This window comes from Candidatus Synchoanobacter obligatus (genome assembly GCF_024259865.1).
In the GTDB taxonomy this organism is placed as follows: Bacteria; Pseudomonadota; Gammaproteobacteria; order Comchoanobacterales; family Comchoanobacteraceae; genus Synchoanobacter; species Synchoanobacter obligatus.
On the sequence record NZ_JAKUDN010000001.1, the window covers coordinates 34,202 to 56,708 of the forward strand.

General features: G+C 39.8%; 18 protein-coding genes and 2 tRNA genes. 9 read left to right on the forward strand and 11 right to left on the reverse strand.

What is annotated here, in order from left to right:
- Position 1 precedes the first annotated feature (1 nt).
- The 5 genes from MKS91_RS00195 to MKS91_RS00215 all read left to right on the forward strand — a co-directional run bounded on the left by MKS91_RS00195 (position 2) and on the right by MKS91_RS00215 (position 8,903).
- Positions 2-5,233: a DEAD/DEAH box helicase gene (locus tag MKS91_RS00195; protein WP_258568833.1), complete on the forward strand. Its 5,232-nt coding sequence runs from the start codon at positions 2-4 to the stop codon at positions 5,231-5,233.
- Positions 5,234-5,296: 63 nt separating this feature from the next.
- Entirely contained in the window at positions 5,297-6,628 is a 1,332-nt protein-coding gene (locus tag MKS91_RS00200) for a hypothetical protein (RefSeq protein WP_258568834.1), read from the forward strand.
- 166 nt (positions 6,629-6,794) lie between these two features.
- The gene (locus MKS91_RS00205; protein ID WP_258568835.1) at positions 6,795-7,481 is read left to right on the forward strand and encodes a hypothetical protein; all 687 of its coding nucleotides are present in this window, start codon (positions 6,795-6,797) and stop codon (positions 7,479-7,481) included.
- A gap of 85 nt (positions 7,482-7,566) precedes the next feature.
- Positions 7,567-7,959 carry a hypothetical protein gene (locus MKS91_RS00210; protein WP_258568836.1) on the forward strand — a complete coding sequence of 131 codons (393 nt, stop codon included), beginning with the start codon at positions 7,567-7,569 and terminating at the stop codon, positions 7,957-7,959.
- Positions 7,956-8,903: a hypothetical protein gene (locus tag MKS91_RS00215; protein WP_258568837.1), complete on the forward strand. Its 948-nt coding sequence runs from the start codon at positions 7,956-7,958 to the stop codon at positions 8,901-8,903. Before MKS91_RS00210 ends, MKS91_RS00215 begins: the two co-directional genes overlap by 4 nt.
- A 216-nt stretch (positions 8,904-9,119) precedes the next feature.
- Here MKS91_RS00215 and MKS91_RS00220 read toward each other — a convergent pair whose 3' ends face one another.
- The 7 genes from MKS91_RS00220 to MKS91_RS00250 form a co-directional block, all read right to left on the reverse strand.
- Positions 9,120-10,511: a DUF4116 domain-containing protein gene (locus tag MKS91_RS00220; RefSeq protein ID WP_258568838.1), complete on the reverse strand. Its 1,392-nt coding sequence runs from the start codon at positions 10,509-10,511 to the stop codon at positions 9,120-9,122.
- 103 nt (positions 10,512-10,614) lie between these two features.
- A tRNA-Ser gene (locus MKS91_RS00225) sits at positions 10,615-10,704 on the reverse strand.
- A 159-nt stretch (positions 10,705-10,863) separates the two neighbouring features.
- The gene (locus MKS91_RS00230; protein ID WP_258568839.1) at positions 10,864-11,955 is read right to left on the reverse strand and encodes a ribonucleotide-diphosphate reductase subunit beta; all 1,092 of its coding nucleotides are present in this window, start codon (positions 11,953-11,955) and stop codon (positions 10,864-10,866) included.
- A 19-nt stretch (positions 11,956-11,974) separates the two neighbouring features.
- A complete protein-coding gene (locus MKS91_RS00235; protein ID WP_425248419.1) occupies positions 11,975-14,809 on the reverse strand; it encodes a ribonucleoside-diphosphate reductase subunit alpha in 2,835 nt (944 codons plus the stop codon).
- 836 nt (positions 14,810-15,645) lie between these two features.
- A complete protein-coding gene (locus tag MKS91_RS00240; protein WP_258568841.1) occupies positions 15,646-16,131 on the reverse strand; it encodes a hypothetical protein in 486 nt (161 codons plus the stop codon).
- A gap of 95 nt (positions 16,132-16,226) precedes the next feature.
- On the reverse strand, positions 16,227-16,946 hold the full coding sequence (locus MKS91_RS00245; RefSeq protein WP_258568842.1) for a pseudouridine synthase: 720 nt from the start codon (positions 16,944-16,946) through the stop codon (positions 16,227-16,229).
- 68 nt (positions 16,947-17,014) lie between these two features.
- Complete coding sequence (locus tag MKS91_RS00250; protein WP_258568843.1) at positions 17,015-17,860, reverse strand: alpha/beta hydrolase; 846 nt, start codon at positions 17,858-17,860, stop codon at positions 17,015-17,017.
- 102 nt (positions 17,861-17,962) lie between these two features.
- Here MKS91_RS00250 and MKS91_RS00255 point away from each other — a divergent pair, with 102 nt between their 5' ends.
- Both MKS91_RS00255 and MKS91_RS05340 read left to right on the forward strand, forming a co-directional pair.
- Positions 17,963-18,499 (forward strand): inner membrane-spanning protein YciB, encoded by a 537-nt coding sequence (locus MKS91_RS00255; RefSeq protein WP_258568844.1) that lies wholly within the window; start codon positions 17,963-17,965, stop codon positions 18,497-18,499.
- On the forward strand, positions 18,486-18,755 hold the full coding sequence (locus MKS91_RS05340) for a BolA/IbaG family iron-sulfur metabolism protein (RefSeq protein ID WP_425248416.1): 270 nt from the start codon (positions 18,486-18,488) through the stop codon (positions 18,753-18,755). The genes MKS91_RS00255 and MKS91_RS05340 overlap by 14 nt, the downstream gene beginning before the upstream one ends.
- Here MKS91_RS05340 and MKS91_RS00260 read toward each other — a convergent pair.
- Both MKS91_RS00260 and MKS91_RS00265 read right to left on the reverse strand, forming a co-directional pair.
- Positions 18,702-20,384: a hypothetical protein gene (locus MKS91_RS00260; RefSeq protein ID WP_258568845.1), complete on the reverse strand. Its 1,683-nt coding sequence runs from the start codon at positions 20,382-20,384 to the stop codon at positions 18,702-18,704. The two genes, MKS91_RS05340 and MKS91_RS00260, sit on opposite strands and share 54 nt — an antisense overlap.
- Positions 20,385-20,463: 79 nt before the next feature.
- Positions 20,464-20,832: a VOC family protein gene (locus tag MKS91_RS00265; protein ID WP_258568846.1), complete on the reverse strand. Its 369-nt coding sequence runs from the start codon at positions 20,830-20,832 to the stop codon at positions 20,464-20,466.
- Between the two features lie 109 nt (positions 20,833-20,941).
- Between MKS91_RS00265 and MKS91_RS00270 the strand changes: the two genes are divergently transcribed.
- A tRNA-Glu gene (locus MKS91_RS00270) sits at positions 20,942-21,017 on the forward strand.
- Here the strand turns inward: MKS91_RS00270 and MKS91_RS00275 are convergent.
- On the reverse strand, positions 21,005-21,475 hold the full coding sequence (locus MKS91_RS00275; protein WP_258568847.1) for a glutathione peroxidase: 471 nt from the start codon (positions 21,473-21,475) through the stop codon (positions 21,005-21,007). The two genes, MKS91_RS00270 and MKS91_RS00275, sit on opposite strands and share 13 nt — an antisense overlap.
- A 1-nt stretch (position 21,476) precedes the next feature.
- Positions 21,477-21,926, reverse strand: coding sequence for a SixA phosphatase family protein (locus MKS91_RS00280; protein ID WP_258568848.1), 450 nt, complete (start codon positions 21,924-21,926; stop codon positions 21,477-21,479).
- A gap of 115 nt (positions 21,927-22,041) precedes the next feature.
- Here MKS91_RS00280 and MKS91_RS00285 point away from each other — a divergent pair, with 115 nt between their 5' ends.
- Entirely contained in the window at positions 22,042-22,296 is a 255-nt protein-coding gene (locus MKS91_RS00285; protein ID WP_258568849.1) for an ankyrin repeat domain-containing protein, read from the forward strand.
- The last annotated feature ends 211 nt before the right edge of the window (positions 22,297-22,507 follow it).

The following is a 22,507-nucleotide window of genomic DNA, read 5'->3' on the forward strand; positions in this document are numbered from 1 at the left end:
CATGATGCACTACCATATATTTGAAAATAAAGATGAGTCTTATGAGCAATTAATTGAGCAGTTACAATCCATTAATGATCCATGTGATTATTCTTATATGAGAGATCGAATCATGATACTTCTCACTAAGGGAAAAAGCTTTCAATATAATAGGCCGATACAATTACAACAAATCATTGCATTTTATAAAGCTATATCCAATAACCCAGACGAGATACTATCCGCGATACTCAGCCTTGCTACCGGAACAGGAAAAACACATACCTTTTCATTAATGTTGTACCTTTTGGTTGCAGAACCTAAGGACAATCCAGGCCTGCGGGATAAACTTAGACAGAAAAAAGGATTCATTATTGTTCCAACACTGGCCATTCTTAAAAAGTCTCTTGATGACTGGAATGAGAGGATGGTGTCGTATGCAACCATCCTAAATACAGAACCAGTACGTGCTGTGAGCATCAATGATATTATAGCTCAGAAATATAAGCCAAGTTTACTCTCCACAAAAGTCATTTTAGCCTGTCAGCAAGGGATGGCACGTATGGTTAGAGAAGAAAGCGATGGCTCTAAAAAGAAAACATTTTTAACCAATTGGTCAAAAGACTGCAGTCTTACCGCTGTTTACGATGAAGCACATAGCTCCTTTCGAGCAGATCCAGCTGATTTCTTAATACAGAATTTACATTTTAAGCAATTGATATTATCGTCAGCAACGGCCAGTTATCCATGTGGTGCAATCACCAGTGTCAAAGATGAAGCCGCAAAAGTATCTAAGGTTGTCTCACTACCCCATTTGCCGCTACCAACCGCTATACAGTACAAGTTATTGGTCCCTGCCGTATTCAGCCATGTAGAAATGCCTGTGAAAAAGTCGGCTGATACTAAAATAAGGATTTCTCACAGCAGTGGTGACTACGAGCAAGACGCGCTACAAAAGCTGTTACATCAGCCGGACTATTTCCGCGCCATTACAGAAGTATACGCTAAAGGTAAAAATAGATATAATCATCACTGGTTTGGCCAAACCGCAATGATCTTGGTTCCTGGTGTTGCGCTTGCCAAAGCATTATGTACCCATTTAAATGAGGCTTATGTAGAATTTAACTGGAAGGATCACCCTGCGCTAAAAAGCGACGCTATCACTCAGTTTGCTATGCCCTATACTTCAGATAGTACACCTGAAGAACGTCATGTTATGCTTGAGGCTATACGAAATAATCACTCCCGTATTATAGTGGGTGTGAAGGCAGCCGCAGTTGGACTGGATGCGCCCCCTATTAGTGTTGTATTTAACTGTACACCATCTGCTGTGGAAGGGGGTATTCTACAAAGTCTGGGGCGGGGAGTGAGACCATGTTCGGGTAAGACACATCAGGATTATGTGCAATTTAACTACCTAAAAACCCAGAAAAGTGTTACGGATATTGATGAAATAACAGGAGCGCTGGATACTGAGGCCAATACACTTGGTGTGGAAGATCCGACACAACTCACTCAGAATGACACTCCAGCTGACTACCAACCTAAGGAGAGAATAGCGCCTTACCATATGTCTTATCAACCAAACTCTTCCTTAACAGAAAAGTGCGAATCTTTGATCAAACGATCCAAGGCAGCAGGTGTAGATGAAGAATATACCCTATCGATACTAGATGAGATGGCGATAGACATCATGAAAAGATTCCCAGATCTAGGGATCAAAAAAACCTCTTCAAAAAAGAAAACTTCTGCTCACGCTTCTTCCAGTCAAGACGCAGGCCCTGCTGAAGAAACAAACCGAACAATAGCTAGTGTTAGCAATACACTGAGTCATATTGAGGCGCTGCTTAAAAAAACAAGCACCTCAGGGGCAGGAAAGAAAACAGCCAAAGTGACATCATATATCACTATGTCAGAAGAAAACCTGATACACCGTCTCTTGCAAAGAATGCAAGTTCTCCAACAGAATCTTGGCACCGAGCATATACAAGCGATACCTGAATCACCCTCAATAGATGACTTAATCACATCACTCACTGCTCTATATGCTAATGTTTTAACGCAAGAAGAAGCACTCAAAGTCCGTTTAACCACTCAAAATGAGCCGGCAGCATTTATGGCAGACATCAAAGGCAATCTCATAAGGCTTTTGCAGGAGCCATTGACAGATGACTCCATTAAAGTCTGTTTTGCCGAAGGGGTTAAATTTAATATTTATCAACTTGAATCAGCCCTCCTCCAAACCTTTAGCATTGACAAGCTAACAGAAGCATCGGTACCATGCTATGCTAGGTTATTAAAAGAGGCGACATTAAACCATTGCTCTTTGCTAAGGTCATCTTGGGAAACCAATCAGTCACTAATAGTCAAAGACCACAAGCTTGCTGCTAAATTATATGTTACTCTCCTCATCTTTAAGCCAGAATATTGCACTAGCTTTCTGGAGGCTTATAGCCGCCCCATCACCCTGCGAGGACAAAAAAAATCTCAGAACAGAGAGGTAGATTCAAAAACTGAAATGTCGCTAGCATTAGTCCCTGATCGCACAATCAAAGATTTGGCTAGATTCTACTATGAAACGTCTACAAACTTATTCCCCGATGCTATTAAAAAAATTCATACATCCTTACAATCTATATCTCCAAGTGAACGTTTTGCCAATAAACTATATCAATTAAAGCATTACATGGTTTGTGATCATCTGTTCCATTGGAAGGATGCTATCACTAGAAAAGCTACAAGTTCTGTGAATTATAAAACTAAAACTGAATATGTAGCCTGGCTAAAAAAACATTCGATCCCCGTTCAAGCAATCACAGAGCAATTTAGAAGCGGGGGCCTGGGAACCATTATCGTGTTAATGAGTGAACCAAATCTTGACTTTGAAAAAGCGGCTGGTTATTTCAAGGAAGTGCTAGAGTCCATTCCTGAGCAAGATTTTGTTATGGCCTCCCCAATATCCTCTGCTAATGATTTTTTAGGCCGCACGGGTTCTGATAGCAGTGCACCAGAACTGTATATTAGGGATGCTGCATATATGTCTACTATCTCTGATCCAAATATTGTTGTGGGTCTAAGAGTTGCTTCGATTTTTAGACACATCATGATTACTGGTTTTAATAGTAACTATCTTCTTTTGCAGAAATTCTTAGAATTTTGGGCCCAGCAACAGGCGACTAGCACTCACCCAATATTTAAAAATTCTATTTCAATCTCAGATAATGCGCATACTTTATTTGTTAGATCCGTTGCAACAGTCAATCCACTAGAAAACCCTTACTTTTTAAAGCTGGCTCCAGACTATCATCAATATATGAAAGATGGGTTGCCAACACCTATATTGCTAGCTGTTATGCTAGCACATGCTTCTGCTGATACATTGAAACCCTTTATTCAACAAGCCCCATCACTTGCTGACTACCTAAAGAAACCTGAAGATATCATTTTTCCAGAAGGAATACAGCCGGTTGGTACTTTCGGTGCGCATAGTCGTTTAAACTCGCCTATTGATGCTTTTTGGGTAAAACCTAACACACTGGGATCCACTGAATCAGAAACACTCAAGATGTTAGATAATATATATCGAGTTTTTCAAGCTATCTCCCCTGGGCAACATGACAAAACAGTATCTCCCCTCCACCTGTGTGTCAATTTCCCACTTTCTGAGGCCTTGAGCAGGATATCCCTTTTAATTGAAGCAGGATGCCCTACCAATATACAATGCGGAAAGGGCAAGCGAGATTTCTTCATGCTGTTACTCGAGAAACATAGCTATAGCCATTTACCCATAGAGAGTCTCAACCCTATCTTGCCCTATCTTACGAAAAATCTACTAGACGCATGGGGCTGGTCAATTTTTCACTATATTGCACGCTACTCTTATCTTGTACTTCCCAAATATTCAAAGAAGATGTGGGATCTTGAGTCTTTAAAACCCTTATACAGTATTGAATCATCAAGAAAGGCGGCCCTTGTAGGATCAGAGTCTAAAACCCCTGTAGAAATATTAATGTCTAATGGTGAAGATATGCACGAAACTCATTTTAAAAAGGTAACTAAACCTATATTGAAATTATTTGTTAATTTAGGAATGCATCTTGGCGGAGATGGCAAAATATTAGACCTCTATGGACTACGGCACGCATCATCAGAAAAGACCAGAGCCACCCTTGCACAAGAAGGCTGGACAAACGAATCCGCTATTGCAGAGTTTGAATTTATGCAGATAACAGATTTACTAGCTAAGCAGAGTCAAGATCCTACCAATAATACTTTAGTTGAAAGCACGCCTCAGGCTGAATTGAATCACACCCTTTCTGCTGACCTGGACTTTTTAGACACACTACCTATAGCAGTAACTGAAACTGAAATGCTGGCTGAAAATAGTATGTTTTCTGCATCTTTGATAGGAATGAAACCTAATGATCCAAATGATGATAATGGCTTACAACCATCAGTACCAATTTCTTATGGACATAGCGAAAAGGATTTCAATGCAAGACGAAGGCTCTCTACTAATATGCATGCAGAAGAGTTAACTGCCAGTACAAGCATCTCTCCCAAGGCTGTAGCTATTGCTTCGGACGCTGAATCATATGATGGGCTACCTATGGCTTTCTCCGACCCAAAGGCCAAAGAAGCACGTTCTGAAGGTTCAGCACCTTCACGTCCAGAAAGACAAGTTCGGCCGTCTGATCTTAGCACCGCCAAACACCTATCATCTGGTGCTAGTATACTAGGATCTGATCACATTGAGCCTGTTAGCCAATCGGAAGGAAAAGCTAAGGCCAAGTCTGCAGGTGCTATTGCTGTTAATCACGATGATGATTTAGAGGTCGTCATCGTGCAGAAAAGCCCCACCTCTGCTCATAAGGACAAATTACCACAAAAACAAGAAGATGATCATCAATCAGCAAGCATAGAAGTCATAGATGATTCCGACAGTGAAATCATTGATCTAACGATAAATAATAGCAAAGAATCCTCTATTATTATCAGTGAAAATGTTGATGATGGTGAGTGTGTCGTTATTGAGCCTGTTGTTAAAAATACAAAGCGTAAAGAAGCACCATCGGAAGGTTCCGCCTCTCCTTCTGCGAAAAGAGAGAAGCGTCATGACAGCACAGCAATAGCTGATGATTCTCAGAGTACGCCATTGGTTCATTCAAGCATGTTCGCATCACTAAATTTATTAGCGCTTGCGGCTGCAAGTCAAAAAGATGTCAACATAACTAGAGTAATTGGTACTCTTTAGATCTAGCTTTTAGAAAAAATTATATTATATACTAAGAAGCATAGATCAAAGGAATAACTGATAATGGGAACATTTACTCAAGCTGATTATGATGCTCTGTATAGCGCATTGCTTGCCAATACTGCGCCTGAGTTTTTAGATCTCAGTGACCGGGGTATCAATGACAATTTTGTCCGATATATATTTAATACACTGCGATATAATACATCGGTAAAGCGTGTCAATTTGGCCAATAATATCATCACGAATCGAGGTATAAATTACATTTATATCTACTTAACAACAAACAATTCCCCTATTGAAACAGACTTAGTAGAAATTGATTTATCCGGAAACAGCCGCGTAACAGATAATGACAAGTTGGCACTTATTCAAGAACAAGTTTTAAACAATATAGTCACTACAGTCACGAGCACGACCCTGACAGAGACACTCTCTACGTTAACATCCACAACGACTACCTCTATTCTGAATGCAATCACTGCTGCTATCACTGTTGATCAAACACTGCCTCCAAGTACTGAACCTAATCCTTTAGTAACGACAACCATACCCGAAGAAGTTAGTCAATATTTAACCGATTATAGTAATATAACCGCTGCAGAAGAGTCTACCGTTACGACTTTAAGTACTGTCACTTATGCATCGGCAGTGACACTCATGACAACAAGCTCTGAATATAGCACTCAAGCTGATTTGAGCACGCAAAATTCAAGTTATTCCAATCATTCTTACCAAGTCTATAAGGTGGATTCATCTGACCCATCAAAAGATCTTCCCCATTGGATTTTGAGTTTAATTGTCATTGGCTGTATGTTGGTTGCGATAGGAACCTTTTGGTATTGTAAGCGTCGCAGCGCAAATAACAAGCAAGATCCCCTCCCCCTGAGTAGGGTCTCGCCTCATAAATCCAACACCATAACAAACATACATAACCCCCTATATCATTCAAGCCATACAATCACTCCCTTGAATTCTGAAGGCAATTTTGGGGATACAGCTACTTCAGAAAGCCCCTATTACACAGCACCCAATACTGCAGAGGCACAACGAATATTACTGTCTCGGGTCAATCCCCAGCATGCGCACTATGAATATGCTGCTGCCGGGCTCAATATGGATGAAAGCCCCTATTATACAGCACCCAATACTGCAGAGGCACAACGAATATTACTGTCTCGGGTCAATCCCCAGCATGCGCACTATGAATATGCTTCTGCCTGGTTAAATAAGGGTGAAGAGACATATTATTCGGCACCTAATGTCACAGACGCAGCAGGTAGTGATCATGCTAATGCTGGCCAAGCCATTATATACGCAGTTCCTCTTGTAGATGAAAATCAAGTAGAGACTTTTGACGGCTTTAATCAGCCCGGTGCTGAGGCAAATGCTTAACCAACTTAGATAACGGACTGTTTGTATTATTGTAGCAATACTTTTCTAGTCATGAGCGTATGATGTTTTTAAATTCATCAATATCACAATCGCATGCCGCCACAGGTGACTAGGAATTGACGCTGTCTCGTGCTATCATACATATGTTGTTGTAATGGATCACCCAATGAATATCTTAAAGCCTGCCCTAGTTCTCCTATCATTATCAAACCTAGTAGCTGCCATGCCTACAGGATTATATCTTGGTGCTACTGGCCACCATAGTAGTAGTGATGTAGAACATACTGTTACTGAATCCGATGCGGTAGAGACCATTGTACGTGGGCATGCAGGCCTTAAAGGGTTCGGACTTGGTTTTAATACAGGGTATCGATACATTTTAAAAGATAAGTATATCATGGGTATCGATTTTGCGGTATTAAAAGCAAACGCCGACTATATTGGTACAAATACAGATGTGGATACGGGTAATGGCACTAGTACAGAGCAGTCTAAGCTAACACTAGAATTAAATTACGCACTGTACCCAATGGCAAGCATTGGTTATCTCTCATCAGATAAGACAGCGATTAGCTTTAAGGCAGGGTATGGTCTTGAGAATTGGAAGACGGCTTATACAAAGGCTACCACTCCCTATCTCACTGAGCCTGATAATCATATCAAAGGCCCTGTTGTTGCAGCAGAAGTACTTACGCAGGTAAAAGATAAGGTCTACTTAAGCCTCTCCTCTTCACTGAGTTTTCTCGATAAAACGGTGACCTCTACAGATACTGAAACATCTTCATGTACACTCTGTATTAAACCTGAAACATTTAGCAGTGCTTTAAGCTTACAATACGTTCCAAAAGGTTAGCCAGGTTTCATTAAGCTCGATTGTAGGGTTTTGACTTTTATTGTTAAAATGGTATATTTATCCGAAATAGTATCGGAAAACATAGATGACACAAACTTATAATATACTTAAATACGCAACCATATCAGCCCTCTCTACATACATCGCATTGACCTTGCTGGTGGTTGTTACCGTACCATTTTCACAGCCATTGGTTGCATACACCATTGGGTTTTACGGCCTTGTTGCTGCTGTTACATCGGTATATTCAACATACCAACTGGCAATTAGTTTAAAGCTGCCTAAGAGGTTCTCAAAAATCATGGCTTTGCCTGCAGTACTACTTGGAAGTATCATTCTATACCCAATTATATTCTTTGTTAGAGCATTAAAAGGCAAGTGGTTCCCCAAACAAAATGATATTAAAAAACCTAGCTTAAGGATGAAGCATACAGAAAGTGAGTTGGATGAATCATTAAAGAATAACAAAACATCATGATTTTATCTCCTGGTAATGGGATGTGTGTAGATGAAGATAGAGCGTATAATAATTTTTATACACGCTATGGTCCTGCAGCATTTGGACTCCCGCTGTTTTCACTTGAGGATACGGCGGAAGATCTTGCGAACTATATTGAGTTTATGGCCGAAAAAGCCAGTAATAAAATTAAAATTTATGGTATCTCAATGGGTGGTGCATCACTGGTACAGGCACTCAGAAAATTACATGACCGAAACTCAAAGGCCTTAGAAAAGATCCACCGCATGGCTGTGGTGAATACATTTAGGTCTTTAGAAAGCACCATTGCAGCTCACCTACATAAGAATGAAGCGCTAAGATTTTTCGTTTATAACATGATTATGTTACCTCAACTAATGTTGACTATGCACTGTAGCATGAATATATTAAGCTATGTCACTGCAGTCACTCTAGGGTTAACCCTTTTTCAACTTTTTTGTACACTAGGAGTAATAGTTTGTACACGAGGAGCAGTGGAGATTATTCATGATTTGACTAAAAATAGTGTTGGCAAAGACGGTCATAAGCGTTTGCTTCACCAAGTGATACTTTGTTCTGCAGCCATCCTACTATCCAGTACAGGGCCCCTTTCACTGTATATGCTAATGGTTGTCTTTCTTCCGGTCTGCACAGTGGATTTTCTATCTATTGAAACTGTGAGCCACATCATCGCATTCTTGGTTGATGCAACACAAGACATTCGTGAATCACATAATGTATTGGTTGACTCTAACTACAAATGGTACCATGCTAGCCAAGAGAAATATGATGAGGTAATTCCCGCCAGTGCGCAACTTATTTCAGAGGAAATGCGCCGTGATAATGTTGCCATTCACAGCACCGAAAAATCGTGGAACAAACCAATGATACATATGAACTGGGAGGGAGATGATACATTTATAAATGACCTCCCTCCAGTTTAATAAGTAAAGATGCTAACAGATGATAAAGGTATTCGCCGGAAGCATATGCCTTCCATTTTCTGAGTTATTTCACTGCAAGCGACTCATTGGCAGTTACCAACGTCTGTATGATTTATGATTCAAGGTATTGGTATTCTACAAACAGCCATTCATACCTAAAGAGCACTCCCTTCCCCCAAAGATAATGGTTCAATACTTAGGAGTACCAGGGCCTGATTAATCAGGCCTGTTCGTTTCTGGTTGTACGATATCCGAACCATTTAGATTACTGCTAGGTGGCAATGCTTCTGTATGTAAACTGATCGCCAAGCATATCGTGGTATGATGGTCTAGATAATTCTCGACCTGAGGGAAGTCAACATACAATGATTTGACAAAGTCAATATGGCCCTTCAAGACTTCAGGCAAACAATTAAAGGCCTCGATGTTTTTTGTTAAAGCCATTTTAATCATTTCTAATTCGTTTGAGTAAGGGAATATTGACTCTAAAGTATAGCTGCTAAATGCCTCTCGAATAACGCTCAAGTTGCGTTGCATTTCGGTACCAACGTACCGATATAAAAACCCATTTGATTGAACAGCCATAAGTGCTCTTGCTTCAGTGATACTTTCAGAAAGGACATACTGTATTGCTCCAGGGTCTTGCTGCATGGCTGCATCAATAACATCATCATCCCTTCTAAGAGCAGAAGGTAAATACTCTATAGACGATCCTACCTCTGCCACCAATGCCAACGCATTTGGCTTATGGGATAACAGTGCCTGAGAAGCATATAGTAGCGCTGCACTATCCTCTTGGGTCGCAGCAAAAACAACGTCCCTATCATTCTTTAAAGTATCTGAAGCCAGTTCCAATAAATTGCCATCCCTTGCTACCACAGTAAGCATAAGGTTCTTATTGTTGGTCAACTCTGCAGTGAGTCCTTCTGATAAATGCATGAGCACCTTTGGGTGTATCCGAACTAAAGGTAGTGCAAGTTCTCGACTGGATCTTTGTTCATCAGTGGCATACGCCATAGCCCTAACATCACTTTGAACTGCCACTTGGGTCAATGATGATCGATAGTCTTGGTTAATATCTTTTAGTGCATTTGGCAACACTTCTAACAGGCACTGTGCCTCTAAAAAGTCGAGATTTTGGATGATGGTGAGGGGGTTTTGGGCATAAAGTAGTTCCACTAAATTCGCATCATCAAGATCGTCCTGGTGATCCTCTAAATGATCTAGCACGTTTAGACCATCTTGAGTCACTAGTGTATGGTCCACAAAATCATCAATCATTTGTTGTGACCGAATAAAATGCCAATAATAGCGCTCTGCACTTGTAATTACGTTACTGATGTCATCATCAATCATCGTTTTAATCTGTTGGTCATCAGCATATTGATGGCAAATAATACGCCATAACATGTTGTGACGACAAAAACGCTGCCAGCGTTTAGATACAAGCTGTAGCTTGATAAGGTCCGTCCACTTGAATTCATTAGACTCAACCCGTTTAATGAGAATATGCAAAAATATTTCTTCGGGAAGCTTATCAATCAAGCTCATTTCTGGCATGACTGGTTTTATTTTTAGTGCACTGTCTTCTTGCTTTGGTGGTTTCATGTATATCTCATATTTTTATAGCAATGAATCTTAGCACAACCATACTAGAAGGGAATGGAAAGATAGCGTTTCTTGAAATATAATTAAAAATCAATTAAGGTGATGGCGGAGAGAGAGGGATTCGAACCCTCGATGAGCATAAGCCCATACTCCCTTAGCAGGGGAGCGCCTTCAGCCACTCGGCCACCTCTCCAAATATTGGCTATATTAGCACTATAATATCCATCGTTCAATGATAAAAAGATAAAATTGGCTTTATGATCATATGCCTTAAAGCGTTATATTTATAATATAGATATTTTATATAAATAAAAAAGGGAGGGCCATGCCCTCCCCTCCTGCAATGATGATCTTAAGACTCATCATCCCAATCAAGTGCACTACCAGTTTGGTATTCAGTCACTCTGGTCTCAAAGAAGTTCTTTTCTTTCTTGAGATCGATCAACTCACTCATCCATGGGAATGGATTTGAGGCGCCAGGCCATTCTTCATCCAATCCGATCTGTTTTAAGCGACGGTTTCCAATATATTGGAGATAGTCCTTAAACATCTCTTTGTTTAACCCTAGGATAGGACGAGGCATGGTGTCTTCTGCATAAGCATACTCTAGTGCCACCCCTTCTTTGATGATTTCGCGTATCTCAGCTTGGAATTCTTCAGTCCAAAGCTCAGGGCATTCTTTGATGATCTGATTGACCAAGTCGACACCAAAGTTTAAGTGTAGAGACTCATCTCTGAAGATATATTGAATCTGCTCACAAGCCCCCGGCATTAGATTACGGCGACCTAAAGACAGCACTTGCACAAAACCGACATAGAAGAATATCCCTTCAAAGACCAAGTAAAATGCGATGAGATCACGAAGCAACTTTTGATCATTTTCTAAAGTTCCTGTTGAGAACTTGGGATCAGAGAGTATACGCGTAAACTTAACCGACCAGTTGGCTTTATCCGCCATGGACTTAATCTCTCGGTACATATTAAAGATCTTCGCTTCATCCAAGCCTAGTGACTGCACGATATATGAATATGACTCCATATGTACTGCTTCTTCAAAAGCCTGCCTTAACAAGAACAAACGGCACTCAGGACTGGTAATGTTGCTATATATCCCTAACACCAAGTTGTTGGCTACTAGTGAATCAGCGGTACTTAGAAAGCCCAAGGTGCGCTCTAAAATACCACGCTCATCATCTGTTAAGGTTGGCCATTGGGCAATATCACGTACCATACCGACATCATAAGGGAACCATGAGTTTTTACAGGTTGTTCGGTAAAATTCCCAAGCCCAATCATGCACAATTGGGAATAACTGGTTGACATCGTCAGCACCCTCGCTATCTTGAGCATGCTTATGGCTATTGATAATCCGACTATCTTTCACGCCCTTGCGACGTGTCCCTAATTTAATGTCTTCTAGACCTGCTGTTGTTTGTGTGTTCATATTTTCTCCTATGATAAAATTACTGACAAGATTCACAATCGGGGTTGTCTATTGAACAAAACTCTGCATCAGTTGCAGGCTTTTCTTCTCTAGTTACCTTGTTTAACTTGCCATCATGAATGGTTGATTTTTCCCCGTCAGATGCTCCGACAGTTCTAAGATAATACGTTGTTTTCAATCCTAGCTTCCAAGCAAGCTTATAAATACTGTCCAGCTTCTTACCAGAAACGCCAGCAACGTATAGGTTTAATGATTGACTTTGATCAATCCACTTTTGTCGACGTGATGCACATTTAATTAACCACGAAGGATCTACTTCAAATGCTGTTTTGAAGGTTTCACGGATATTTAAAGGAATCCGCTCAATCTGCTGAATACTACCATTATAGTACTTTAGCTCTTTCACCATAACATCATCCCATAAGCCTTCTGCTTTTAAGGCTTTAACCAAATGACTATTAACGACTGTAAACTCACCTGAAAGTGTAGATTTTACAGCAAGGTTCATATACATCGGTTCAATAGACTGTGAGACATTTGATATATTCGCAATCGTTGCTGTTGGTGCAATTGCCATCACATTCGAGTTACGCATACCATATTGCTTAAGCTTCTGTCGAATTTCTGCCCAGTCTAATTGACTCGACTGGTCCATTCCTAGGTGAGCTGTCTCATCTTTTGGAAACATCTTGGCACGATTATCTTGCAGTAGCTTAATTGAATCGATGGGCAAGATGCCTTGATCCCATAGTGAGCCTTTATAAGATGGGTATGCCCCTCTTTCTTTAGCCAATTCAATTGATGCATCAATGGCATAGTAACTAATATACTCCATGAGCTCATCTGAAAATGAAACCGCCTCTTCTGAGTCATATGGAATCTTAAGTTGGTATAAAGCATCTTGAAAGCCCATCATGCCCAGCCCAACAGGTCTATGTCTCATGTTAGAGTTTTTAGCTTCATCAACTGAGTAGAAGTTAAGCTCAATCACATTATCCAACATTCTAACAGCTGTTTTAATGGTTTTCTTGAGCTTAGTATAATCAACTTTACCGGCTTTTGTAATATGCGCATCCAAGTTAATACTACCAAGATTACATACTGCAATTTCCTCAGGACTTGTGTTTAATGTAATCTCCGTACACAAGTTAGAAGAGTTAATATGCCCAACGTGTTGTTGTGGATTACGGATGTTACTTGGGCACTTAAAGGTTACCCATGGGTGCCCTGTTTCATAAAGCATTGTTAACATCTTGCGCCATAAATGTGTTGCTTCAACAGTCTTAGATAAGATTTTACCCTCTCGAGCCATTTCTTCATATTTAAGATAATGCTGCTCAAATTCTGCACCAAACGTATGCGGTAAGTTAGGCACATCATCAGGAGAAAATAGTGTCCAATTCCCCTTCTCGTGCACTCGCTTCATAAATAAATCAGGAATCCAGTTGGCTGTATTCATATCGTGAGTACGGCGACGCTCATCTCCGGAGTTCTTTCTTAAATCTAAGAAGTCAAAAATGTCTAAGTGCCATGTCTCAATGTAAGCGCACACAGCTCCCTTACGTTTACCACCTTGGTTCACTGCAGTCGCAGTTGCATCAGCGATATTTAAAAATGGCACAACACCTGAAGAACGCCCATTGGTTCCCTTAATCCATGAGCTATTTGCTCTAACTTTAGTCCAGGATGTACCAATACCGCCTGCAAACTTTGAGATCAGTGCCATCTTATAGTAATGCTCGAAAATAGAAGGCAGATCATCTTCGACACTCATCAAGAAGCAGCTTGATAGCTGAGATCGTACAGTACCTGAGTTAAACAATGTTGGCGTTGCACACATGTATGTGAGACGAGAAATTAAGTGATAGTACTCAACTGCTTTTTTCTCTTTATGGTTCTTTTCATTTAGCGCCAGACCCATTGCCACTCTCATAAAGAATATCTGAGGTAACTCCATACGTGTGTCTTGGTGATGAATAAAGTAGCGATCATAAAGCGTTTGTAGACTGAAAAAGGACAATAAATGGTCTCGTGAACAATCCATTGCTTTCATCAACACATCAAAATTGTACTCAAGTAACTTTGAATCCAAATAACCATATTCAACTCCTTTATGAATATATTGGGACAATAGTTTACTATAATCAAAATGTGGGTCCTTTAACTGAATGGCTTTACCCTGAAAGAGTGTCAAAGCCTCTTCACACAAACGGTGCTTTAGCAGCCTGGCCGCAAAAAATGAATAATCCGGATTTTTCTCTACCATAGGACGCGTTACCATAATCAACGCTAAGTTTAGGTCATGGTACGATATGCCATCATATAAGTTCTTATAGGCTTCGTCCATAATCTCTACTGGGTTGACGTCTTTTAGTCCTTTTGCCAAAAGTTTCAAGAAATGTAACAGCCCCTCTTTATCCAGATCTTTGAAACTACCATCTAGTGCCTTTATTCGAATAGAAGGGACGAATTCACTGGCCTGAGACTGCCTTGATTGGCTGCGTTTTTCTCGATATAGAATGTAGGCATGGGCAACGTCATGTTCCCCTGTAAGCATTAATGATTTTTCAACACAGTTTTGAATAGACTCAATATGAATAACACCGCCGTTAGGACACACTTCCTGTATTACCTGTAATGTTTGGTAAGTCACATGGGTAACTTTCTCGTCCAACTCATTTGCATGAACATCCGACGCTAACATGGCTTTTCTAACAACAGATTCAATTCGAGAACGAGAAAAGTCAACAGCATCACCATTTCTCTTGATGACGACATAGGCATCTTGCTTAAAGCCTGCCAATTCTTCAGATTGATCCCCTGTTGCTGCAAGCATCAATGACTTTTCTTGCATGAGATTAAAAATACGCTGCTGGTCTCTTTGGTGAAATGGCTGCTGACTAATCGGGTTGATCAAACGCTTCCCTTCCATAGTAATATCATGTGCTAGTGATCGAATATCAAAACAATGTTGGTCAATTGTCAGTAGCAAATAATCAGTGGGTATCAAGTGCTGACTGGGATACGTTGCCAGTGGGGCTCGATTACAAAAATACAATAAGACATTGTATATAAAATCATGACTCTGGCTGTAGCCCTCATCATTCAGCATACCTTTTAAGGCATCCAAAGCATTCGCCAATATTTTTTTATTCTGATTATCACACGCATCCAATGCACAGGTCACCTGCAACCTAAGATTGGTGATTGCAGCGTTGTCTCCTTTTGGAAGGCTGGCTAACAAATACTCTGGTAATACCGCTAATTTTTCTGATACGTCCGTATCTACTGTCATATTAAATCCTCAACATATAGTTAAAACAAAACCCATAAACACAAGATATTGTGTCGCGAAGCATTTAGCAAGTTCCATATTGCTTTATATTTGCTTTTAGCGAATAAACATATTGTTGCGATTCATTAATAATCCTCTCACTTAAAACAACCATTGTTTCACGGTTTCTCCTGAGATCTTTCAAGCACTTATCAACATCTGCCTTCAAAGAGTCCTTTTAAACGTTGAAAAAAGTAACATTTAATTTTTAGCATAATTATCAAGCTACTACACTGTTCATTTTTTAAACAGTAGTGCTAATTGTGCTTTATTTTATTAAACTTTTTTTTGTGAAACGGAAGTTATCCACAGAGTTATCCACAGTTTGTGTGCATATCTTTTTTAAAGCGATTTTGTCACTTATTTTGATTGACTTTAGTGCTGATATCTTGTATTCGCTGACGAACTTCTTTCTGCAATGCACTATCAGAATGAATCAATAACAAATAACCATATTCCTCAAGCGCCCTTTCCTCCTGCTGATTCATCAATAGTGCTTCCGCATAAATTTGACGAATCATGTGATCATCAGGATGAACCTTCAGCCACGCATCCATTCTATCCTGAATATTACCAATAAAACCATACTGCCTATGATCAATCATTAGATCAAGTTGTAATAAAGCATCCATATTTGGGTCCAATAGCAAACCCAACTTGCAATAATCTTTCGCTTCCAAATACGCTTTATCTGACCAGGCAAGCTTTGATAGCAAGAAACAAGCACCTGGATTTGTTTGACACTTTATTGATAATTGCTGCTTCACTGAGACTGCGCCTTTATTATAAAGGATCTCTGGACACCCAAGTAGGATATAGCCTGAAATTACCATCATCCACATGAATACAAAGCATACATAGTTTTTTTTATGACCTTGCCAGCAAAGTACATAGCGAAATATTAGAGAGACAAGCCCCCCTATGGCCAATAGAACGGTCATTGGGTAAGATGATTTTTAAGCCATTGGTAATCAATTTTCTGAAACTTTCCTTGCCCCAGCTGCTTCTCAAGCTTAATTGGTCCAAACCTAATACGAATCAACCGGCTCACCTGAACACCCATTTCTTCCATTAACCGTCTCACCATTCTATTACGACCCTCTAGTAACGTCATCCGATACCACGCATTTCTACCTTTGGTCGCTTTTCCATGAGAGGCAATGCTCTTTACCCGTGCCATGCCTTCTTTTAAGGCGACTCCTTTTTTTAGCTGTCTAATTTGAACGTCTGTTAAAAAATCACTCACACGAACCAAGTACTCCCGCTGAAAACCACGAGATGGATGTGCTAAAGTATTGGCAAGAGTGCCATTGGTGGTTGCAAGAAGCAAGCCTGACGTATTAATATCCAAACGTCCAACAAGAACCCATTTTCCAGCAGATAATGGCGGTAATAGCTCAAAAACTGATCTTTGGCCATTTTGCGATACTCTGGAGCATGCATAGCCAGTAGGTTTGTGTAACGCAATTATTTGAGTATCTACTTGTGATGGATAGACACGACGCCCTTCCACCATGATATTTTCGCTACCCTGAACAATTTGCCCAACTTCTGCAACCTTATTATCAACCAATACCTGCTGTTCTTGAACCAACTTTTCTGCTTTTCTTCGCGAAATATCAATTTGCTTTGCCAACCATACATGTATTCTCACCATTACCTCCCCGTTATTGTCTTTTTGCTTACATTGCTAACAATGTATATAATTATCATATAATAACATAGTTATTTGAAATCATCTAGCAAGCGCTGAATATTTTCTAGAAGAAATCTTGGATTGTCTAATGTCACTGCATGATAAGCCTTAGGTATTTCAAGTAATGACATCCCCATTGTCTTTGCAAGCCCTAATGCAGCATTGCTGGCAAAAGGTGACAATTCACCATACCAATATTGAGCTGTAGGTAACACTTGTTTGACTTGCTCTATATCATTATCAAGGACTTCCCTTTGGTGAAACAACGGATCAAACTGCCAGGTATACCCATTATCTGTTTTTACGACTGACTGCTGCCCTACCCATGCTAAGAGCTCCGCATCCTTTACTGGTTGATGCGGCAGTGGCTTAAAGTGCTTAAGAGCTTCCTTTAGTGTTGTGTATACCGGCTTTTGATATAAACGCGAACTGGGAGGCTTGCTTTCTAATGCGACATCAAATGGTGTATCCACCATAACAACCTGTTGTATCTCTACATTTGCAGCAACCAAAGCAGCAACCGCACCACCATAACTATGCCCAATCAGAATAATAGGACCTTGGCCATATATTTCCAATAACTCTTGCACCTCACACGCATGCTGATGAAGTGAATATGGCGGGTGGTGACTACTTCGACCATGGCCACTTAAGCTAATTGACAGCACCCTACCAACATGTAACTTCGAAGCAATATGTTGCCACCACACATTGTTGGCAATAGCGCCATGGATAAACACAATCGTCACACAATCACTATACGACCAGTAATGTGCATGTACGGAGCGCTGATTGATATTTACCCAAACACTTTTTGGCGGATTTTTTTCAGTATCGTCAATCCATGACATCACATTTCCTAGCATTTTAGCCATGGTAACTGAGATCAACTCATTAGTCTATGTTAACATGAATTAGAGATTTTTTTTTCACTCATATTATGCCATACTAGTTAAGATTTATAATTTGGAAGCAATATGAAGCAATCATATGATTTCATAACACTATTTTTATTTTTTGCATGTTACTATTTATATGGACTTATGATTGCCACTGGGGTTTTGGTTGCTGGAACCGTTGTGACGACCATCGTCAGTTACGCCCAAAAACCTCAACCCCTTAAAGCATATACCAGCCCACTTCTCATTATTTTTCTGGGATCTCTGACGCTTCTTACAAAAAATCCTTTATTTTTAGTATGGAAACCAACCATTATGTATCTGGCTACCTCAGGTGCTGTCCTTACTGGCCGGATATTCTACCAAACCAGTTTGATTGAGCGATCTTTGAAATTGGTAAACATCTGCGTCCAGGACTACCCATGGAAAAACCTTGACTACGGCTTGGCTCTCCTGTTTTCATTACTGGCTATTGCAAATTTATTTGTTTACAAAACTTTTGGCCTAGATATCTGGGTACAATATAAAATTTATAGCTTATTAGGCATCATGACAATCTTGATGCCTATTTTTATCCATATTGAATCAAAAGTTGTCAAACATGAAGCCTCTTAATCTTGATGAACTTACATCAATCATCCAAACAAAACTTTGCTTAAAATTCGTTAGCATTAGTGATGACAGCCACAAACACAAAAACCACCAACCCTACCAGCATGGAAATGCGTATTTAAATATCACTATTTCAAATTGCTCGAATTTGCCCCGAATACAACTACACCGAAAGATTAAGTCATTGGCACTAAAGCACTGCAATCTAACTATCCATGCTATTTCTATTAAAACTGGTTGCAAATTCAATAATGGTTGATGACAACCTCCTCGGGAGACTAGGGAGTGATGGCAGATTGTGAAAACTTAAATAGTTTTTAAAATTAACAGACGCTACTCTATTATTTGCAGCCTCATTAAAGACATTATAAGCCCTATAGGGCACATAAGCTGCAATGGCAATATGGCAAAAGGCATAAAATACATTAAGGTGTGCCAAAATAGAGACCCCTAATGCCCATAAGTATACAAACTCAGAAAGGGCCAACCCCCAGTCAAAAACCAGTGCAATTATCCGATACTTGCTATTTAAGGCATGAGAGATCATTTTTTTACATAAGAAAAATCTTGTAGCAATAAATGGAAACAATACCGCTTGAAGTCCAATAGCAAGAGGAATAAGCATCGAGTTAAAAAACAGCCCTAGTTCCGTTACTGCTATATCTAATATCGCATTGCCAATTAAAATGATGCGCTCTGAGAATTTTAACAGCAATAATAGCGCTACTACTCCTATAGAAAGTGACAGAAGCACAGGAACGCCCATTAATAACGCACTATTTGTTATCAAAACCGAGATTCCCGCCATCAACCAATAGAAATCAAATTTTCCTATTTTATCCTTCAGCTCATCAAAGCGGATATAACTTAAATAATTTTTTTTATAAATATTCATTAAAGCAGATACGCCATAAGGCAATTCTTTGTCTAGCTTTTCCGCCACACCATTCATATATATTTTAAAAAAATAGCCTGAGAATATCTTTAAGATCCCATAAAAGGGCTCATCCGCTCCTTCTAAGACGGGGTTTCTTTTATCTTCATAGCGTATTCTCTCCGAATAACTCAGGACTTGATTTGGTGGGATGATGCCAACAAAAATCCTGAAAGGCAGTGTTTGCATAAGGTATTGAAAATATAATGAGCAATGAATAATACCTTGCGGCAATGTGTTCATAGAAACAACAACGTCTCTACTTAATTTATAGTATTCAAGAGCCTTTGCAACAGCCAAGCTCTTTAATGCACGATTCACATCCTTATTGCCCAAACAGGCTCTAAGAGTAATTGCCTTAAACGCCGTTTTATCATCACCACTGATGCCATTTTCAGTACCATCGTATACCCGAACTTCAATGACCTCATCTTCAGCCATTCGGAAAAAATGTGACTCAGGTCTTACCATTATCTGAGACATAACAGGATACTGTGCTAAAAAATCAAAATTTATATGACAGATATTCCAGCCATATTGAGACAGCATCTTAATTTCATCATGCTGATCTTGTTGCATGGTGTCGCTTAAATAAGCGAATGCATTATCATGTGATGATGATCCTGAGTGCGTGAGTCGTACAACCTTTTCTGAGAAGGCATCAATCGCTTTCATCCAAGCACCAGGTATTGCCGATGGAGAATAAGCTTGAGCGATTCGGTCACCTTTCAGTTTTATATAATACCCCTCAACTTTATTTAAAGGAAACCCCTCAAGTGCTGAAAGGTCCTGCTTTTTTTCAAGCTTTGATCTAGCACCAAAATATCTGTCTCCCTCTTTATCGGTAACAGTTTCCTCTTCTAACTGATAGATTATTTTGGGCAAGCAACGAAGTAGTGCAGCATTTAGCGCTTTACGCTCATCAATACTTGCAGATACTTTATCATCCATCATATTATCACTCTATAACCCATCATATTATTCCATCATTATACCTTAAATCATCAACCAAACACAAGTATCCGGCATAAAACTATTCTTCTTCTATATGCGCTATGTTAGGTAAAATAAATTGATAGTACGACAACTCAATATAATTATTTTCAGCATCATAAAAACTCATCATGTGAGCATTATTAGTCTGACGTAACGTTGGCTTTATTTCTGTATTTATGAACAGGTGCTGACAGATTGCATCAAAATCTTTTCGTTCGCTATACTGGATAGCAACCTGCTGGTTTCGCCCCCCTGCTGTAGAAACAAGCTCAATATGATCTTCCCCCACTTGAAGCAATAGCGCAATTTCTGATTCATCAACAACCTCTGCCAACAGTGTTGATTGATAATAAGCACTCATCTTAGCCAAATTTGAAACCTGAAGACGAATAAACGTATCATGCATTATAATCTCGAAATAGTTAGTCATCTATTGTAACACAAACCCAACAAAATAATCTTACTTTTTTCTTGCAAACGGACCGTTTTTACGGCATTATCTGTTTAATCTGAATGTCCCCTTCGTCTAGAGGCCTAGGACACCGCCCTTTCACGGCGGCAACAGGGGTTCGAATCCCCTAGGGGACGCCACTCATCTTCTTTTCAATTTCATCGATGATCGTGTCTATTTTAGTCATTGGTGCAAAACGAATAATCCGTTCCTCATTTGGACAGATCAAGAACTTGGTATAATTCCACATAATTCTTTCCTGACCAAACCACCCTTTTGCTTCTTTTTTCAAATATGCAAATAGTGGATGGGTACATTCTCCATTGACACCAACCACAGGTGATACAAAAAAAGATAACTTTTGCACCTGGCACCATGACTGCATTTGCGCATCGTCTTTTGATTGTTGATTGAATTGATCACTGGGAAATGCCATAACCTGACAAAGATTATCTGGGTGAGAATGCAATACCTCAAGGTCTTTTAACTGTGGGGAAAAACCACACTGGTCTGCTATATTCACAACAAGGATAAAGCTACCTTGATACTTCTCCAATGTTCCAAACGATTGACTAATTGGTATATCATATACAGACATCTCACTCACCCCGTGTGATCAATTGATACGTTCCACCATCAATGATGACTCCCTCGCCTGCTTTAAAGCCATGCTCTATGGTATGATCCCCCACCAATACCTGAAGTAGCGGCAACATCACTGGCTCATGAGTAATCACTAAAACAGCTTGCTTATTTTCTACAATCGGCATCAAAAACCGTTTGATATCTATTATATGGCGCTCTGAAGGTGTACTACTAACATAAAGCGTCTCTTCTATTTGAGGCATTAAATTGGTTAGTATTATTCCTGTTTGCTGGGCCCTTTCTGCAGGTGATGTGATAAGAAGATCCCAATTCATTGCTAACTCTTGAGCCATTTTATGCATCGCTTGAATACCTTCAGCCGTAAGCGGTCTTGCCATTTCATCACCAACACTTTCTGCTTTACCATGTCGAAATAAACCAATCATCGATCTTTCCTCATCCATTACAGTAAACTACCACCTTTTATCCTGCTCGACAATATAGCGAGATAGATAACATTTGATCAATTAGATTATGTAAGCTAGGATATATTTCATAGCTAAAGCAGGAATAAAAAGCATGGAACACTCACCTCAGGAAGATAGCTCACTCAATTTAGCAGCATACGATGACAACAAAGCAGTCACTCTAGCACTGATACAAGCAGGTGCTAATGTTAATCAAGCAAGAATAGATGCTGGCAAAACTCCACCAGATATCGCTGAAGAATGTGGCCACAAAGATGTTGTTAACATGCAAGCAGTTACAGGTGAAACACCTAACTTAGGACAAGAGACGCCGGTTCGATGGTCCTACCCTCCTTATTTCAAATAACAAAAACGCTGTACTTTTGCCTTTCCTTCCGGAGTCAAATCATTAGTGCTCGTTGCGTTAGATAATGCTTGGTGCATGTTCAATCCCATTTTTATATGAGTTACACAAATTTTACCAAATAACCACCACACTGCCAATGCAAAAACACCTTTAAGCATATGTTTTTTCAGCCTTTCAAAATCGCCATCTTAACTGTAAAACTCATTTAAAC

Excerpts from the sequence above, each read along its gene's own strand:
- MKS91_RS00275 (WP_258568847.1), bottom strand. The coding sequence starts at position 21,475 with ATGTCTGTATATGATATACCAATTAGTCAATCGTTTGGAACATTGGAG.
- MKS91_RS00255 (WP_258568844.1), top strand. The coding sequence starts at position 17,963 with ATGAAGCAATCATATGATTTCATAACACTATTTTTATTTTTTGCATGT.
- MKS91_RS00265 (WP_258568846.1), bottom strand. The coding sequence starts at position 20,832 with ATGCATGATACGTTTATTCGTCTTCAGGTTTCAAATTTGGCTAAGATG.
- MKS91_RS00200 (WP_258568834.1), top strand. The coding sequence starts at position 5,297 with ATGGGAACATTTACTCAAGCTGATTATGATGCTCTGTATAGCGCATTG.
- MKS91_RS00210 (WP_258568836.1), top strand. The coding sequence starts at position 7,567 with ATGACACAAACTTATAATATACTTAAATACGCAACCATATCAGCCCTC.
- MKS91_RS00205 (WP_258568835.1), top strand. The coding sequence starts at position 6,795 with ATGAATATCTTAAAGCCTGCCCTAGTTCTCCTATCATTATCAAACCTA.
- MKS91_RS00240 (WP_258568841.1), bottom strand. The coding sequence starts at position 16,131 with ATGTGGATGATGGTAATTTCAGGCTATATCCTACTTGGGTGTCCAGAG.
- MKS91_RS00230 (WP_258568839.1), bottom strand. The coding sequence starts at position 11,955 with ATGAACACACAAACAACAGCAGGTCTAGAAGACATTAAATTAGGGACA.
- MKS91_RS00215 (WP_258568837.1), top strand. The coding sequence starts at position 7,956 with ATGATTTTATCTCCTGGTAATGGGATGTGTGTAGATGAAGATAGAGCG.
- MKS91_RS00245 (WP_258568842.1), bottom strand. The coding sequence starts at position 16,946 with ATGGTGAGAATACATGTATGGTTGGCAAAGCAAATTGATATTTCGCGA.
- MKS91_RS00250 (WP_258568843.1), bottom strand. The coding sequence starts at position 17,860 with ATGGCTAAAATGCTAGGAAATGTGATGTCATGGATTGACGATACTGAA.
- MKS91_RS00260 (WP_258568845.1), bottom strand. The coding sequence starts at position 20,384 with ATGATGGATGATAAAGTATCTGCAAGTATTGATGAGCGTAAAGCGCTA.
- MKS91_RS00220 (WP_258568838.1), bottom strand. The coding sequence starts at position 10,511 with ATGAAACCACCAAAGCAAGAAGACAGTGCACTAAAAATAAAACCAGTC.
- MKS91_RS00195 (WP_258568833.1), top strand. The coding sequence starts at position 2 with ATGATGCACTACCATATATTTGAAAATAAAGATGAGTCTTATGAGCAA.
- MKS91_RS00280 (WP_258568848.1), bottom strand. The coding sequence starts at position 21,926 with ATGGATGAGGAAAGATCGATGATTGGTTTATTTCGACATGGTAAAGCA.
- MKS91_RS05340 (WP_425248416.1), top strand. The coding sequence starts at position 18,486 with ATGAAGCCTCTTAATCTTGATGAACTTACATCAATCATCCAAACAAAA.
- MKS91_RS00285 (WP_258568849.1), top strand. The coding sequence starts at position 22,042 with ATGGAACACTCACCTCAGGAAGATAGCTCACTCAATTTAGCAGCATAC.
- MKS91_RS00235 (WP_425248419.1), bottom strand. The coding sequence starts at position 14,809 with ATGCAAGAAAAGTCATTGATGCTTGCAGCAACAGGGGATCAATCTGAA.